Source organism: Providencia rettgeri (genome assembly GCF_023205015.1).
Lineage (GTDB): Bacteria > Pseudomonadota > Gammaproteobacteria > Enterobacterales > Enterobacteriaceae > Providencia > Providencia rettgeri_E.
The window spans coordinates 3,168,658-3,184,774 of the sequence record NZ_CP096258.1 but is presented as its reverse complement, the minus strand read 5'-3'; the positions used below and the strand labels follow the sequence as shown (position 1 = coordinate 3,184,774).

The following is a 16,117-nucleotide window of genomic DNA, read 5'->3' as shown; positions in this document are numbered from 1 at the left end:
GAATATACTTGAATTTATTTCGTTTCTCTAAATAACTTTAAAATAATACTCGTCATAATGGCGATAGATCCCCCTAAGGCAGTTTCAAGGACGCGGTCAAACAAGAGTTCATAAGTAGGATGGCGCCAATATATAACGAGCTCAAGAATAGACAAAATTAAGCTTGTCACAACAAATGTCATAAACGTATATCCGTGATGAAAACTCATCGGCATTAGAAAGGCAAACACCACGACCGCAATTAAACCGATGTATGGCATAAATGGTAGATTAAACAAAAAATACAGTAATAAGACAGAAATAAGGCTGCCTAAGACCCTCTGCAAAGTAATTTTAACGATACTTTGTGATTTTGGATTCAATACAAAAACGAAGGTCAGTAATGTCCAATAAAAGTGGCCTAAATCTATGCTGCGTGGTATGGCAAGTGTGAGTAATAGCCCAAAAGTATAAATCATTGAACGTGGAATAATATTTTTTCTTAGCGTAAACAAATTTTGTTCAACCAAAGCACTCGTAATTACACTGTGACGAGTCATTTTATGGCTAAGGATATAATACGTAATTAATGTGACCCCACTACCAATAATAAAACCCAGCGCTAAGCTCTTGGATATATCCGGTAAAATGGTCCCAATTGTCGACATAATAATCATAAATTTCATGGTTAAATCCATCGCGGGATCCGTGCCATACAATTGGTAATAAATGAACGAAAAAATGGCGAGGTAAATATAATATGCAGTACCGAGACGTAAGGTATCACCAATAAAAATAGCCACTAAAATCATTAACAAACAACCAGCCGTGTAGGCATAGTTTTTATATTCTTTTGCCGCATTAAATAAATTGAATGAGTACAGTGTAGAGAACGTTGCCCACATTGCGGCTTGTGCATCTAAAATCACAAAAGCGGTTGCGGCACTAAAAAACATACAACTGGTAAAAATAATGCCATCGTGGATAGCGGGAAACGTTCTCATAATGCGATGCTCATAAAAAGATATCTAACTTGTTAATTAATAAGGTAATTAAATAATATGTGGCATGGTATTTCAAGGTGATAACTCAGTATTTATGACAAGCAACCACTAAATGACATTAGTAAAATTGTTGGGTGCGATATTCTGTTTTTATGTGACAAAAAAGGCATAATAGGGAAGAGCAGTCGTAGCAATCATAAAGGTAATAAAATGCAAATAATTAATCCGCATGATTTTGTTTGGGTTGGTAATAATGAAGACGTTGCGCTAGATACACTTCCAGAATGGGTCGCCTCACAGTGGAACAATAAACTCCCTCTGACCGTTTATCGAGATAAAGCAGAAAATAATAAACTCACAGTTGCTATCCGAGGCATAAAACCGCATCAACGAGTGACAACTCAGATTGAAAAATCGGCGATCACGCACATTATGAATATTGAGTCATTGGTTGCTAATTCTGTTGAATTACAACGTTCTATGTTTATTGCATTACCACCAGTTCAAGTTCTATGGATAATTTCACAAACTAAATGGCCTTGGCATTGGGGGGTTGCAGGCAGTTGTGCCTACACATTAGCGACAGATATTCAAAGTATGCTGTCAGACTGCGACCTTGATGTGGTCATTCGCTGTCCACACCCTCAAGAAAAAGAAGATTTTGCTGAGTTTGCTATTAAGGCTAATACGCCATATTGTCCAATCGATATTCATATCGAAACCCCGAAAGGAGGGTTTTCATTAGCAGAGTGGTTTAAAAATGAACAAGTTACATTACATACACCACTTGGCGATGTGATGACGTCAGACCCTTGGGATGAAAAGTTATAGGCAGCGATTTGCCTGCTAAACAACCAAACGTGGCTTGAATTGCCAGCAAACTGGTTAAATATTAATTTTGATGTTCGAGCAGGTGATTTTTTTCTCATCAAATAATAAGGAGGCACATAATGCCTCCTTATTCGTCCATTTCAATGCTCAATATTTGGTTCTTGTAAGCCGGCTTCATGCCACTCTTTCATTGCGGGTAAAACTAAAATTCGGTCAACCCATTGTTTAGCTGCTGGGCTTACCGGTAAGTGATAACTACGAATTCGGAAGGCAACGGGTGCAAAAAAGGCATCAACAGCCGTAAATTCGCGGCCTGCAAGCCAAGGACCACCAAATTGGTTCAAGCCATCTTGCCATAATGTCTGCAATCGGTTTAAGTCAGTTTGTAATTCAATTGAAATATTATCAAGAGGTGAATGATGAGCGCCATTCATTGGACATTGCTGGCGCAAGGTACCAAAACCGGAATGCATTTCTGCACTTGCACTACGCGCCCACGCTCTGGCTTTTCGCTCTTTTGGCCAGACTTGTGGATAATCTTCTGCAACATATTCGCAAATGGCTAAAGAATCCCATACTGTTTGTTTTTCATCGATTAAACAAGGAACTAAACCGGTAGGAGAAAAACGACTGAATTTTTCATGGCTATTTTTGCCATTTTCAAATAAACACACATTTTCTTCAAACGGGATTTGTAATACCTTTAATAAAACCCACGGGCGCAGTGACCATGAAGAATAATTTTTATTCGCTATCCAAAGTTTATACATAGTATTTAACCTGTTAGTCGATTCACAATGTTAAATGAAAGGATACCAATTTATGGTGGAAAAGGCCGAGCTACAAACGTTATTTTGTCGATAATAACGTATATCTATTAAGTATAAGTTAGATTTAATTGGAATTAATAAATAATTAGCTAAGTATTTAGTTACGACCATTTACAAAAGTGGAAGAAACTTTATTTAACTTTTATAATGAAAACTGGACAAAATCAAATAGTAATCTATTTTTCATTATGTTGATCGTATTTGAATATCTTCAACAAAATATTTGTTTAACTTTGGGATAGGAATAAAATTAATTTCACCTTATGATTATTACGGCTTAGTTAATAAAATATTACCTTCTTCTTGAAATGGTTTTTATCATGCAATGGAAAAATAATGCAAGCCGCTATGGGCATATCTCTTTGCTCGTACATTGGCTGGTCGCAATTGTCGTATATGGAATGTTCGCTTTAGGTTTATGGATGGTGACACTAGGCTATTATGATAGTTGGTATCACCAAGCTCCTGAGATACATAAAAGTATAGGAATATTATTATTTATTGTTATGGCATTTCGTGTGATTTGGCGATTTATTTCACCGCCGCCGAAGCCATTAGAAAGCTACAGTAAATTAACGAAAGCTAGCTCTATTATTGTTCAAATTCTGATTTATATTATTTTATTCAGTATTTTGATCAGCGGTTACTTAATCTCAACCGCTGATGGGCAGCCTATCAGTGTATTTGGTTGGTTTGATGTGCCTGCACTATTTACGGGTGCTGCAACACAAGCGGATACCGCAGGTGAGGTCCATTTATATTTAGCTTGGGCAGTGGTTTTATTATCAGTGTTGCATGCTTTTGCAGCTTTTAAACATCACTTTTTTGATCGTGATATTACATTAAAAAGAATGTTGGGTTTTAACCCCGATAAGTAACGTGGAGATAATTATGTTGAAGAAAACGGTTCTTGGTCTGGCTACTGGTGCACTTTTTTTAACGGCTGGTTCAGCATTAGCAGAAACTTACCAATTTGATAAGCAAGGCCAACACGCGTTTATTGAATTTCGTATTCAGCATTTAGGCTATAGCTGGGTATATGGTAGCTTTAAAGACTTTGATGGGACTTTTACTTATGATGCAAAAGATCCATCAAAAGATAAAGTTGAAGTGACTATCAAGACTGGCAGCATTGATACTAACCATGCAGAGCGTGATAAACATTTACGCGGTGGTGATTTCTTAAATGCAGCAAAATTCCCTGAAGCGAAATTCGTTTCAACAGAAGTGAAGAAAGACGGTGATGTTTACAAAATTACCGGTGATTTCACATTAAATGGAGTCACGAAACCAATTACCTTAGATGCTAAATTAATGGGTGAAGGTAAAGACCCTTGGGGTGGATACCGTGCAGGCTTTGAAGCTCAAGGTAATATCAAACTGAAAGAATTTAACATCAAATCTGATTTGGGCCCTAAATCTCAAGAAGCAGAATTGTTGATTTCAGTTGAAGGTGTTCAAGTTAAATAAGATTTTTGCCATAAAAAACCTTCGGGCTCTTGAGGCCTGAAGGTTTTTTATATCCAACGTATTATTAATTGCCTCTTTGTGGCAAATTCCCTCGTCTTAACCTCGCAATTTCCCTTATTCCTATAGCTAGATGACTTTGATACAAGCTAAAATAAACATTATCACTTTTTATAGGTCAATTCATGGAGTAACACTCTAGATACGCGAAGATTAGCGTTTTTAGATGCCATGACATTATATGCATTAGTTTTGCAATATATAATCAGCTTGAAAGTGTTTGTGGGGAACCGTTTTACCAAGAAAAGGCAGGGTAACTTTGAATACAAATAACTCACGTAAAACCGCATTAATTGTTAGTATTATTTTTATTGCATTTGCATTCGGTTTTTATTGGCTAAGCAAAGATAACAATGTGTTATCTACAGAAAATAACAGTGCCATTCATTCAGAAGCACTTGCTCAAGTTGAAAAAGAACTGCCGGTTATCGCGACGGTTAGGAAAATAAGCCCTGAAACCTATCAAAGCTTTGAGCACCTAATTACACAATACGACCCAACTAATGAAGATTTACGCCGTCAACTATTTGATCAGGTTGTTGGCAATGTCATGAAGTTAGTACTCGAACGAATGGAATATGCCTCTGATGATTCCGTGATTAATTTTACTAGCAGAGTGAATGATTACTTGAAAATCTTATTGGAAGAAGATCCAACAGGGAAAACATGTTTTTATTCATTATTTCCGCACCTAAGGGAAACTGCAGAAATTATTCCTCCGCAGAAAAGCCAATCTGTTTTGTTGAAACAAATTCAGGCAACCAATGAACTCTTAATTTCAAGTGAGGCTGGTGTTAAACAGGCATTGATGTCCCCGAAAGAGTATTCGGATGAGTTAACGCAACTCGCTAGCGGGCTTTCTGCAAAGTATGGTGCAGATACTGCAATCCTCGGGAATTTAGAGGCAGGGAAAAAGTCTCCTGCATTAGCTTGCCGTATTTCTATCAGTTTTTATGATGAAATATTATCTATTCCAGATAATCCGAAGAAGGCCGCATTGTTGCGTTCTTTATTTTCATCAGTAAACAATTAACTCTTTTTAGCAAAATGGCACGGGGTAATGTGGGTGCCATTTTGTGTCATTAAGTATTATATTTCATTGTGTTAATCGAAGTTATTTTTAATACATTGTTCTTTTGAGCATAAATAGTTCGTATTTATGTAGTATGCTTATTATGTAAATTTATTTTTGACTATTTTGGAGATGGCATGCAATTTATTAAAAAAAGTATCGTAGCACTGGCCGCAACTGCAGCGATATCAATGCCGATTACAGTAAGCCAAGCTTGTACTCGAGTTGTTTATTTAGGTGAAAATGAACAAATAATGACCGGAAGAACAATGGATTGGAAATATGATATCGGTACTAATCTATGGATCTTTCCTCGAGGCATGGAGCGTGACGGTATTGCAGGGCCTAACTCTTTAAAATGGAAATCAAAATACGGTAGTGTGATAGCCTCGGGTTATGACATTTCAACGACTGATGGCGTAAACGAGGAAGGCCTTGTTGCTAATTTACTGTGGCTTGCGGAATCAAAATACCCTCAACTCGATAACAAGCAACCGGCATTGTCGATATCTTTATGGGCGCAATATGTTCTAGATAATTATGCGACAGTTGAAGAGGCGGTCGCTGACCTAGAAAAAAATCCACTTGTCGTCGCAACGGATAATGTCCCGGGACAAGATAGATTAGCAACGTTGCATTTGTCATTATCAGATGCGAGTGGCGATAGCGCAATTATTGAATATATTGATGGTAAGCAGGTCATTCATCATGGCCGCAAATATCAAGTGATGACTAACTCACCGGCTTATGAAAAGCAATTAGCAATGCAGGAATATTGGCAAGGTATTGGTGGCACTGTCATGTTGCCGGGGACTAATCGTTCTGCTGATAGATATGCTCGCGCTCAGTTTTATATTAATGCAATCCCTCAAAAAACAACACCTAATAAAGCGGTAGCTAGTGTTTTCAGTGTGGTACGTAATGTGTCAGTTCCTTACGGATTGACGTCCGAAAGCTCGCCTGAAATCTCATCAACACGTTGGCGAACATTGGTTGACCATAAACGCCAGCTTTACTTTTTTGAATCGGCATTAACGCCAAATATTTTTTGGACTGATTTAGCCAAAATTGACTTCTCGGCTGAAACGGGAAAAGTGAAAAAATTGGATCTTGGTGAAGAGCAGAGCCATATCTATTCAGGGGATGCGACCAACAATTATGTAGTTTCAAAACCTTTTGAATTCTTAGGGTTAAGTGCGGAACAATTAAGTTATTAATATCACTTATAAAGCATATCAGCCTCCTTCACCTTTAGGGGGTTGATATGAATCAAGTCTTTGATAGTTTATTCATGAATGTTTTGCAGATAGCAAACTAACGGTATAAGATGTATTTAAAATGCAACTTATTGGTGGTGATGATATGAATGATCTCGTGTGTTACAAAACTATGCCAGTTTGGAATAAAACGTCCTTACCGTTAATGTTCCAAGAGCGCCATAATACAAAAGAGGATACATACGCACAGTTGAAAGTGCTAAAAGGCTCTTTAGACTTTATCATTTTTAATGAAGATGGCAGCGAGCAACACTTTACCTTTGATATTCATAACCAGCCGCCTATTATCGAACCTCAAGTTTGGCACCGTATTTCCGCGTGTAGTGATGATATGGAATGCCAGCTCGCTTTTTTATGCAAATCAGAACTGAAATTTTATAAAGAGCACGGGTTAACGATCCCCCATTCAGAAGTGCGTTATTTGTGTGAGAATCACCTCAGTAAGCCATGTAAAACATTGGATTTAGGTTCAGGGCGGGGTCGCAATAGTTTTTATCTTGCCTTGCAGGGGTACGACGTGACCTCGGTAGATATCAACCCTCAACATATCCAAGCTATTGACTTTGTTAAAAAACAAGCCGGAGTTGAAAATATTCATACAGCGGTTTACGACATCAATAGTCACCAGATACAAGAGGATTATGAACTTATTATTTCCACTGTTGTATTGATGTTCTTGCAAAGAGAAAAAATTGCAAATGTGATCACCAATATGCAAGAACATACATTAACAGGAGGAATTAACGTTATTGTATGTGCCGTTGAAACACCAGATGCGCCACTGGATTTAGTGCCATTTAAATGCTTCTTAAAACCTGGGGAGTTAGAAGGGTATTATAAAGATTGGGATATTTTGAAATATAATGAAAACCCTGGGCACTTACACCGCACGGATCCACAAGGTAATCGTATAAAATTAAACTTCGCGACACTCATTGCGAAGAAGAAATAAACTAGAATTCATTATCTTCAAAAAGAGTTGCCACCAACGGCAACTCTTTTTATTTTTAAGGTTTGTTAGCAACGGTATTCGCTGTTTCTTTTTCGCTACGCGCTAAAGTTTTTTCCAACAATACAGAGTAAAGCGGTTTGCCTCCTAAAAATTGAGCCACCATTGTGGCGCCAATGCAGGTAATAATCATCGGTAAGATTAACTGGTAGTTATTTGTCATTTCTAAAACTAAAACTATACCAGTTAATGGGGCTCTGACTGTTGCGGCAAATAAAGCACCCATACCAGCAATAGCGAAAGTTCCCACTTCAATTTGGTAATTAGGGAATATTTCGAGGGCAGCATAACCAAAAACACCACCAAATAAGGTTCCAAGGGCAAGTAAAGGGGAAAAAATGCCCCCTGGAGCCCCTGAGCTAAAGCTGATCGTTGAAGTTAAAAACCGTAAAGCAAAAAATATGAATAACAATGTGATGGTGAATTGGCCTGCAACCATCTGGTGGATCACTGAATAACCCCCACCAACAATTTCAGGTAGGTAAACACCAATTGCACCACAGCCACCACCAATTAACCCGCCCATGAAGACAAAGCGAGAAATTTTATTTTGGTAAAATGCTAAAAATTTACTTTGTAGGTACAATAAAAAACCATTAAAACAGATACCGATAACACCAAACATTAATCCTAAAATTAAATAAAGCCATAAAGTATTCATCGGTGCAGAAGAAAATTGGCCGATATTTAATACAATAGCTTCTCCATTAATTAACCGATAGACAATAGTGGAAGTAACAACACCAATAAATACCGCTTTGATTGAAATTAAACTGTATTTAAATTGTGGGCGCATTTCTTCAATAATAAATAAAATACCGGCTAAAGGGGCATTAAATGCCGTGGATAAACCTGCCGCTGCACCAGAGGCAAGCAAGGTGTGGCGTGACTCATTATCTTTTAAACGAAATAAATCATAGAACATTTGGCTCAGGTTCGCACCAAGTTGTACGGTTGGCCCTTCTCGTCCTAATACCATACCTGAGCCCAATGTCCCTAATCCACCAATAAACTTAACGGGAATGACTCTCCACCACCTTACAGGGCGTAAATCCTGTAATGCGCCTTCAATTTCTGGGATCCCAGAGCCACCTGACTCAGGAGAGAACCGTTTAACCAGGTAGTAACCTAACATGGCAAGAAGTGCCGAGATAAAAAACATCCCAACAACCATTAGCCATTTTGGGGCAACCCATTCACTCACCGATTGAACGCGATAGTTACTAATCCAAGTTGTTCCTATTTCAAATAGAGAACCGATGAGGCCGACTGCTGCACCAATCAGTGCAGCGAGTAGTAAGATCTTTAAAGGTGTTTTATCTGATTCTTTTAACCGTTTAAAAATCCGCAATCGATTTTTCATCATAGATTTACTTACTGAATTTACTTGGCTCATCTTTATTGGATTCTCTTTATACGATGGAATAACAAACACTTATAGGTAAGTATAACAAGAGTTATCGTAAGAACGTTATCAGGAATAAAATAAAATGCAAAATAGGGGATTTAAGCAAGAAAGGTGAAAAATAAAACTAAGAAGCACGAATAGCATACTTTTAATATCGTTAATAGTTCTCATTTGCAACGAATATTAATATAGATCAATAAACAGTGAAATAACGAATAATTCCGCTTTTTTATTCTAATAAAGAGCGTAGTCTTAATGTTGTATTTAAAATGCAACTTTAAGAGGCTAATAACATGTACTGTGTGCAATGTGAACAAACAATTAGAACTCCAGCTGGTAATGGCTGTGCATACGCGCAGGGTATGTGCGGTAAAACAGCAGAAACATCTGACCTACAAGATTTATTAGTTGCTGTATTGCAAAGCTTATCTGCAAGCGCAGTCACTGCCCGCTCACTGGGCATAATCGACCATGATATTGATAGTTTTGCTCCACGCGCATTTTTCTCTACCTTAACCAACGTCAACTTTGATTCAGAGCGTATTATTGGTTATGCCCGTGAAGCTATTTATTTACGTGATAAATTAATTAAACATTGCTTATCCGTGAATAGCGCAGTGGCTTTTAATCACCCATTAATTAATTTGCAATTAAATGGGACAGATATTCCAACTTTGCAGGAACAAGCGGCTCAATTTTCATTAGATATTGATAAAGCTGAAGTCGGTGAAGACATTCACGGTTTACGTATGTTATGTCTGTATGGCTTAAAAGGTGCAGCTGCCTATATGGAACACGCCCATGTGTTAGGCCAGTATGATAATGATGTTTATGGGCAATATCATGAAATTATGGCTTGGCTTGGAACATTGCCATCTGATATGAGTGAGCTGCTTGATAATGCCATGGCAATTGGTTTGATGAATTTCAAAATTATGGAAATTCTGGATGCAGGTGAAACGAGCGAATTTGGTCACCCAACACCAACGGAAGTTAACGTTCGCCCAGTTGCAGGGAAATGTATTTTGATTTCAGGCCATGACCTGAAAGACTTAAAAATGTTGTTAGAACAAACCGAAGGTATGGGTATCAATATTTATACCCACGGAGAAATGTTGCCAGCACATGGTTACCCAGAACTGAAAAAATACCCTCATTTAGTCGGTAACTATGGTAGTGGTTGGCAAAATCAGCAAGTGGAATTTGCAAAATTCCCTGGGTCTATCTTGATGACATCCAACTGTATCATTGATCCTGATGTTGGTGATTATAAAGACCGTATCTGGACGCGTAGTATTGTGGGTTGGCCGGGGGCAAAACATTTAGTGGGCGATGATTTTTCTGCAATGATCGCTCAGGCGCAGTCACTTACTGGTTTCCCGTACACCGAAATCGAGCACAAAATTACCGTTGGTTTTGGTCGCCAAACACTGTTAGGTGCGGCAGATGCGGTGATTGATTTAGTTTCACAGAAAAAATTGCGTCACGTATTCCTTGTCGGTGGTTGTGATGGTAGCCGTGGTGAGCGTAGCTATTACACAGATTTTGCGCGTAGTGTGCCTGAAGATTGCTTAATCCTGACACTTGCTTGTGGTAAGTATCGTTTTAACAAATTAGATTTCGGTACATTAGAAGGGCTGCCACGCCTACTGGATGTGGGACAATGTAACGATGCGTACTCTGCAATTATGCTTGCGGTGAATCTATCAGAAAAACTTGGTTGCGGTATTAATGATTTGCCATTGAGTTTGATCCTGTCTTGGTTTGAGCAAAAAGCGATTGTCATCCTTTTAACATTATTAGCGTTGGGTGTAAAAAATATTTACACCGGCCCAACAGCACCGGGTTTCTTAACTGAAAACTTATTAAATGTGTTAAACGAGAAGTTTGGCATGCGTAGTATTACGACGGTTGAGCAAGATCTGGCAGAAATCTTACCTGCATGATCAATAAAACGATAGAAAAAGCTTAAAAACGATGTGAAAGACGGGGGCAGCGACCCCCCTTTAAAGGAGTAGCGCGATGACCATGCCAAGCAGTTTATGTCCAAATAGAATGCAAGTTCATTCGATTATCCAAGAAACACCGGATGTCTGGACAATCAACCTTATCAATCATGATTTTTATACGTATTCGCCAGGTCAATATGCCTTGGTGAGTATTAAAAATAGTGATGATGTCATGCGTGCTTACACTCTTTCATCATCACCGGGACAAAGTCGATTTATATCCATTACTGTCAGGCGGTTAGATGATGGTCAAGGGTCAAATTGGCTAACACGTTCGGTTAAAGAGGGCGACTATCTTTGGCTTTCTGAAGCACAAGGGGAATTCACGTGTGCTAATCTAAAAAATACTCAGTATTTGATGTTAGCGGCTGGGTGTGGTGTGACACCGATTATGTCAATGACACGTTGGCTGATGGTGAATCGCCCGAGTTCTCATGTAAAAGTACTTTTCAATGTTCGTGACGATAAGCAAGTTATTTTTGCGCAGGAGTGGCAAAAGTTGGTTCGGCTATACCCAGAACGATTGCAATTGTGTGTTATGCCAGAAACTCCCGATAATGGCGATGTTGCTCAAGGGCGTTTAACTGAAGAGAAATTGAAAGCTTTAGTACCCGATATTGATTCACGAATTGTAATGACATGTGGGCCTGTGCCTTATATGAAAAATGCACAGCAATTTGCTGCGAATTTAGGTGTTCCTGCTGAACATTTCTTTATGGAGCGTTTTTCTACTGAACCCGATATTGTTGATAGTGAAGATATTCTTACGTTGAAAATTCGCCAACGATTGGTTGATTTTAAAGTCCCAGTGGGAACGACTTTATTATCCGCACTAGAGCAAAATAAACAACCGATTATAGCGGCTTGCCGAGCAGGGGTTTGTGGAAGCTGTAAAACAAAAGTGTTGTCAGGGAATTACACAACAACAAGTACAATGACATTAACTGAAGCAGAAATCGCTGAAGGTTATGTTTTAGCTTGCAGCTGCCAATTACAAGGTAACACTGAAATAGCGTAAATTAGTTTAATATATGCAAACTGTCTCATTAGATTATTAATGGGACAGTATTATAAAATAGATCATAGTCATTATTTACAATACTCAAAATGAGAGTGTAATTAATGTTCTGGTAGTGAACCACGTAGAAAATAAATAGATAGCTTACTCAGCGTATTAATTGCTGATACAGCCACTTCTTTGTTTGGATCTTGACATAACTCTATGATCCGAATGATGGCATCATTGTATTCAATCGTTGCTTTAAAATCACCTAAAGCTGAAATAGCTGCAATTTTGATTTCATCGTTTACGCGAAATGTTAAATTCGTTAACATTCCAACAATTACTTTATCCATAATAAAACTTTCACTGTTAAATAAAATAAAAAATATTCTAAGATAATTCCCGTAATATTTAATACTAAATTGATGCCTGATATTAAATATTAACAATCTAAAAAAATGCTTTTCAATAACAATATCGATTTAAATAGCGATGTAAGTGTATTTTCTTATTTCATTATTTCATTATTTGTTTATTTGCGCATTGTTAATATAAAAAACCAATCGTCAGTTAGCATTAGTTATCGCGAATACTCTTATAAGGTGTGTTGTTTATATTTAATTAGGTGTACTCCTTTATGTTGTTATTTTTGTATTATAAGGTAAATGGAAGAATAAGTTTTGACTAATTATCGATAAGATTTGTTAAATAATATTACAGATCTTACTTTGATTTATCAAAGAATTGGTTGTAGGGAAGTCACTAAATATATTTATTTTAATTTGAATATCTAATTTTATTGCTAGTTACATTTTATTACATTATGTAGATGTAATTCATATGAACTTAAACGGAACTTAAACAATAAGTTTTCCATGCGTAAAAAAACGTAGATATAGGGTGGCAATTAATTCACCAGTGGGTATAATTCGCGCCGCATCCAAAGTGCAGTATCTCGTTAGGCGAGGCTCCTATACAAACATAGGTTACTGATCTGACGACGTCGAGAGACGCCCAAGATCAGGACAGGATATATCGACCGAAGGTATATCCCCATGTAACTTCCTGCTAAAGTCAGGATACGTTGTATAGTGCTAAAACCGAGACGAAGAGATAGCTTTTGCATTCTCTCATCTGGTTTCGCCCCTATGTGAGTACTGTTTGAGTAACCAACAGTAATAGGGACTAAAAAAATGACATTCACTACCCAGAACAAAGCGGGAGCAGTTGCTATTGCTCAATCCGCAATGAAAGGCGCACGCCTCAAAGACAATAATACACAATCACCAAAAGTTGATGATGCAACAGTAAGTGCTTATATGAGTCAATCATATTTGCCAGTATCTGTCGCAGACTCAATAGCTTGCGTGAAACAAAATCTTATTGAGCATCTTGATGGCGAGCAAATTCCAACCTATTTATTTGTTGTCGACAACGACAATTATTTAAATGGTATTCTTTCAGTCAAATCATTATTAGCTTCACCTGAAAATTTATTAGTGTCTGATATCATGCGACACAATTATTTTTCTGTTGCCCCAGAACAATCGCGTCATGATGTTTATGACCTGATTAACCATAGTGGTTTAGATATGATACCTGTGGTGCAATTTGGCAAATTAATGGGTGTTTTGCGTCCGCAAGATATCGCCGAATTGATTGAAGATGAGAATACACTTGATGCGCAGTTACAAGGTGCGACCACCCCGTTAGATGAGCCTTACTTAACGACAAGCCCTGTAACTCTATGGCGTAAACGCGTCGTTTGGTTATTGATGCTATTTGTGGCCGAAGCCTATACAGGAACAGTGTTAAAAGCGTTTGAAGAACAACTCGAAGCCGCGATTTCGTTAGCGTTTTTCATTCCACTGTTGATTGGTACAGGCGGTAATAGTGGAACACAAATTACATCGACATTAGTTCGTGCAATGGCGCTCGGCGAGGTGAGTTTACGTAACCTTGGTACCGTTTTGAAGAAAGAGGTCTCTACCTCATTTTTAGTGGCGGTGACTATCGGTGGTGCTGCATTAATCCGTGCGTGGATTTTAGGTGTAGGCCACGAGGTCACTATTGTGGTTAGCTTAACCATCGTGGCTATTACAATGTGGAGTGCGGTTGTTTCTTCAATTATTCCAATGGTATTGAAGAAGTTAAAAGTGGACCCAGCAGTTGTTTCTGCACCGTTCATTGCGACTTTTATTGATGGAACTGGCTTAATTATCTACTTTGAAATCGCAAAATTAGTGATGACGGAGTTTGCTTAAGCGCACACCTCAAACTTGATGCGGCAGAAAAACTAATTTTCTGCCGCAGCGATAGAAATCTCTTCTTGTTTTAACACTTCCCCACATTTTCGACATAAATATTGGTTCTCACCACGTAACACTTTGTTATGACGGCGTATGGTTAATTCATGGGTCATTTCACAGGCACAGCGGTAGCGAAATGTTTTACTTTTTACTGTTGTAACCGCAAAGTTATGTGTTCGTTTCGCCGTGACTTCCAGTACATGTTGCATCATCCATTTCCATTCTTTGCCATGTGGTGCGATACCCTTACGCCCAAATATATGAAAAACCAACAAATGAGCTAATTCATGAGGCACAACCTCATCAATAAATTGCTCTGTATTTTCGATGAGTAAACTGGGGTTAAGGCGGATCTCCCATTCTTTTAAATAAGCACTACCTGCAGTTGTCCCCCGTTGTTTGTAATTAACCGTTGGCTCTGAAAATGACTGTTCGAGTTTATGTTCTGCAAGTACGAGTTTTTCGCGCAATGTGCGCATGACTTGTTGCTGTAAAAAGAGTGGAACACGAATTGTTTTCATGGGGTAAAGGATACGTGAAGATAATGGATATAAACAAGCAATAATTGACATATATTATATCAAAAGATATATTGTATTTTTATATAATGTAAATTAGAAATAACATATGGACAATAATAACTCTGAACAGCAACTGTTAGCGATGAAGCAGGCCGCGTCAGAAACGGCTTCATTATTGAAAACACTAGGGAATCCAGATCGTTTAATTTTACTATGCCAATTAACACAGGGTGAAACTTGCGTTAGTGAGTTAGAAGAGCAGCTAGGAATATTACAACCGACACTCTCCCAACAATTAACGGTATTGCGTAATGAAGGTTTAGTGATGACGCGCCGAGAAGGGAAGCGTATTTACTATGCGATTGCAGATGAGAAATTATTTACGCTGCTCAATATGTTATATCAGCTTTATTGCCCCGTGAAGGAGAAATGAAATGACCATAGATTGGGCTAATTTTACGCCATTATCTGCTGCAGTGGGGGGCGTGTTGATTGGATTAGCCGCTGCTATTTTGTTAGTGTTTAACGGCCGAATAGCCGGTATTAGCGGTATCTTAGGCGGGTTATTGAAACCGACTAAGGGGGATACTGCATGGAAAGTGGCTTTTATTATTGGCCTGATGAGCGCTCCAATGTTATTTACTTGGTTGGCGTATACACCCGAAGTTAACATTGCGACCAGCACACCTATTTTAGTTTTAGCTGGGTTGTTTGTCGGCTTTGGCTCACGGCTGGGAAGTGGCTGTACTAGCGGTCATGGGATCTGTGGTATGGCAAGGTTGTCCCGTCGTTCCATTGTTGCAGTATTGCTTTTTATGATCGTTGCTTTTGTGACGGTCGCACTAGCCAACCATTATGGGATAGGGAGATAACGCAATGCCTATTCTTATCGCATTAATTTCAGGGCTATTATTTGGCCTAGGATTAGTCATTGCTGGAATGGGAAATCCAGCAAAGATTTTAGCGTTTTTAGATATTACTGGGACGTGGGATCCTTCTTTATTAATTACGATGGCTGTTGGAATGGTAATTAGTGGAATAACTTTTTTATGGGTCAAAAAACGCTCTGTTAGTGTGCTGAATTGCCCACTACAAATCCCAACCAATCAAACGATTGATAAAAAACTAGTCACTGGAAGCGTGTTATTTGGTGTTGGGTGGGGGCTCGCCGGGATCTGCCCCGGACCTGCATTATTATTAACAGGAATGGGAATAATACAAGGAATAATATTTACATTAGCGATGGTTGCTGGAATGGCTATTTTCCAGTTTACGCAAAAAAATTAATCACGAATTATGAACAATAAAAAACCCATCAAATGATGGGTTTTTGTATGT

At 38.3% G+C, this 16,117-nt stretch carries 17 protein-coding genes and 1 riboswitch; of the genes, 12 read left to right on the top strand and 5 right to left on the bottom strand.

Translation table 11 applies throughout. From position 1 onward, the window contains the following. Window positions 1-14: 14 nt before the first annotated feature. Window positions 15-983, bottom strand: coding sequence for an FUSC family protein (locus M0M83_RS14545; protein WP_125891451.1), 969 nt, complete (start codon window positions 981-983; stop codon window positions 15-17). Window positions 984-1,193: 210 nt separating this feature from the next. On the opposite strand from M0M83_RS14545, the gene M0M83_RS14540 reads away from it, so the two are divergent. After that, window positions 1,194-1,814: a malonate decarboxylase holo-ACP synthase gene (locus M0M83_RS14540; RefSeq protein WP_125891450.1), complete on the top strand. Its 621-nt coding sequence runs from the start codon at window positions 1,194-1,196 to the stop codon at window positions 1,812-1,814. A 140-nt stretch (window positions 1,815-1,954) separates the two neighbouring features. Here the strand turns inward: M0M83_RS14540 and M0M83_RS14535 are convergent, their stop codons facing one another. After that, window positions 1,955-2,584: a glutathione S-transferase family protein gene (locus tag M0M83_RS14535; protein WP_213914176.1), complete on the bottom strand. Its 630-nt coding sequence runs from the start codon at window positions 2,582-2,584 to the stop codon at window positions 1,955-1,957. A 380-nt stretch (window positions 2,585-2,964) separates the two neighbouring features. Here M0M83_RS14535 and M0M83_RS14530 point away from each other — a divergent pair, with 380 nt between their 5' ends. The 5 genes from M0M83_RS14530 to tehB all read left to right on the top strand — a co-directional run bounded on the left by M0M83_RS14530 (window position 2,965) and on the right by tehB (window position 7,472). Then, window positions 2,965-3,522 carry a cytochrome b gene (locus tag M0M83_RS14530; RefSeq protein ID WP_125891448.1) on the top strand — a complete coding sequence of 186 codons (558 nt, stop codon included), beginning with the start codon at window positions 2,965-2,967 and terminating at the stop codon, window positions 3,520-3,522. A 13-nt stretch (window positions 3,523-3,535) separates the two neighbouring features. Further along, the gene (locus M0M83_RS14525; protein WP_125891447.1) at window positions 3,536-4,114 is read left to right on the top strand and encodes a YceI family protein; all 579 of its coding nucleotides are present in this window, start codon (window positions 3,536-3,538) and stop codon (window positions 4,112-4,114) included. 316 nt (window positions 4,115-4,430) lie between these two features. Then, on the top strand, window positions 4,431-5,204 hold the full coding sequence (locus M0M83_RS14520; RefSeq protein ID WP_213914177.1) for a topoisomerase IV: 774 nt from the start codon (window positions 4,431-4,433) through the stop codon (window positions 5,202-5,204). Between the two features lie 176 nt (window positions 5,205-5,380). Continuing rightward, window positions 5,381-6,460 carry a linear amide C-N hydrolase gene (locus tag M0M83_RS14515; protein WP_248466809.1) on the top strand — a complete coding sequence of 360 codons (1,080 nt, stop codon included), beginning with the start codon at window positions 5,381-5,383 and terminating at the stop codon, window positions 6,458-6,460. Window positions 6,461-6,581: 121 nt separating this feature from the next. After that, window positions 6,582-7,472: an SAM-dependent methyltransferase TehB gene (gene tehB, locus M0M83_RS14510; protein ID WP_213914178.1), complete on the top strand. Its 891-nt coding sequence runs from the start codon at window positions 6,582-6,584 to the stop codon at window positions 7,470-7,472. Window positions 7,473-7,527: 55 nt separating this feature from the next. On the opposite strand, the gene clcA is transcribed toward tehB, so the two are convergent. Beyond that, window positions 7,528-8,925, bottom strand: coding sequence for a H(+)/Cl(-) exchange transporter ClcA (gene clcA / locus M0M83_RS14505; RefSeq protein ID WP_125891443.1), 1,398 nt, complete (start codon window positions 8,923-8,925; stop codon window positions 7,528-7,530). A 305-nt stretch (window positions 8,926-9,230) separates the two neighbouring features. On the opposite strand from clcA, the gene hcp reads away from it, so the two are divergent. Continuing rightward, window positions 9,231-10,883 (top strand): hydroxylamine reductase, encoded by a 1,653-nt coding sequence (gene hcp, locus M0M83_RS14500; RefSeq protein ID WP_125891442.1) that lies wholly within the window; start codon window positions 9,231-9,233, stop codon window positions 10,881-10,883. A 76-nt stretch (window positions 10,884-10,959) separates the two neighbouring features. Next, window positions 10,960-11,964: an NADH oxidoreductase gene (gene hcr, locus M0M83_RS14495; RefSeq protein WP_213914180.1), complete on the top strand. Its 1,005-nt coding sequence runs from the start codon at window positions 10,960-10,962 to the stop codon at window positions 11,962-11,964. A 101-nt stretch (window positions 11,965-12,065) separates the two neighbouring features. On the opposite strand, the gene M0M83_RS14490 is transcribed toward hcr, so the two are convergent. Beyond that, complete coding sequence (locus tag M0M83_RS14490; protein WP_102137364.1) at window positions 12,066-12,302, bottom strand: HEAT repeat domain-containing protein; 237 nt, start codon at window positions 12,300-12,302, stop codon at window positions 12,066-12,068. 594 nt (window positions 12,303-12,896) lie between these two features. After that, a riboswitch (M-box (ykoK) riboswitch) is annotated at window positions 12,897-13,069 on the top strand. Between the two features lie 73 nt (window positions 13,070-13,142). Here M0M83_RS14490 and M0M83_RS14485 point away from each other — a divergent pair. Further along, window positions 13,143-14,213 (top strand): magnesium transporter, encoded by a 1,071-nt coding sequence (locus M0M83_RS14485; RefSeq protein WP_102137365.1) that lies wholly within the window; start codon window positions 13,143-13,145, stop codon window positions 14,211-14,213. A 32-nt stretch (window positions 14,214-14,245) separates the two neighbouring features. Here M0M83_RS14485 and M0M83_RS14480 read toward each other — a convergent pair whose 3' ends face one another. Next, window positions 14,246-14,779, bottom strand: coding sequence for a SprT family zinc-dependent metalloprotease (locus tag M0M83_RS14480; RefSeq protein ID WP_248468456.1), 534 nt, complete (start codon window positions 14,777-14,779; stop codon window positions 14,246-14,248). Between the two features lie 106 nt (window positions 14,780-14,885). Between M0M83_RS14480 and M0M83_RS14475 the strand changes: the two genes are divergently transcribed. The 3 genes from M0M83_RS14475 to M0M83_RS14465 are packed head-to-tail and all read left to right on the top strand — an operon-like array spanning window position 14,886 to window position 16,066. After that, window positions 14,886-15,212 carry an ArsR/SmtB family transcription factor gene (locus M0M83_RS14475; protein WP_213914182.1) on the top strand — a complete coding sequence of 109 codons (327 nt, stop codon included), beginning with the start codon at window positions 14,886-14,888 and terminating at the stop codon, window positions 15,210-15,212. Window position 15,213: 1 nt separating this feature from the next. Next, the gene (locus M0M83_RS14470; protein ID WP_125891439.1) at window positions 15,214-15,651 is read left to right on the top strand and encodes a YeeE/YedE family protein; all 438 of its coding nucleotides are present in this window, start codon (window positions 15,214-15,216) and stop codon (window positions 15,649-15,651) included. A gap of 4 nt (window positions 15,652-15,655) precedes the next feature. Next, window positions 15,656-16,066 carry a DUF6691 family protein gene (locus M0M83_RS14465; protein ID WP_248466808.1) on the top strand — a complete coding sequence of 137 codons (411 nt, stop codon included), beginning with the start codon at window positions 15,656-15,658 and terminating at the stop codon, window positions 16,064-16,066. Window positions 16,067-16,117 lie beyond the last annotated feature (51 nt).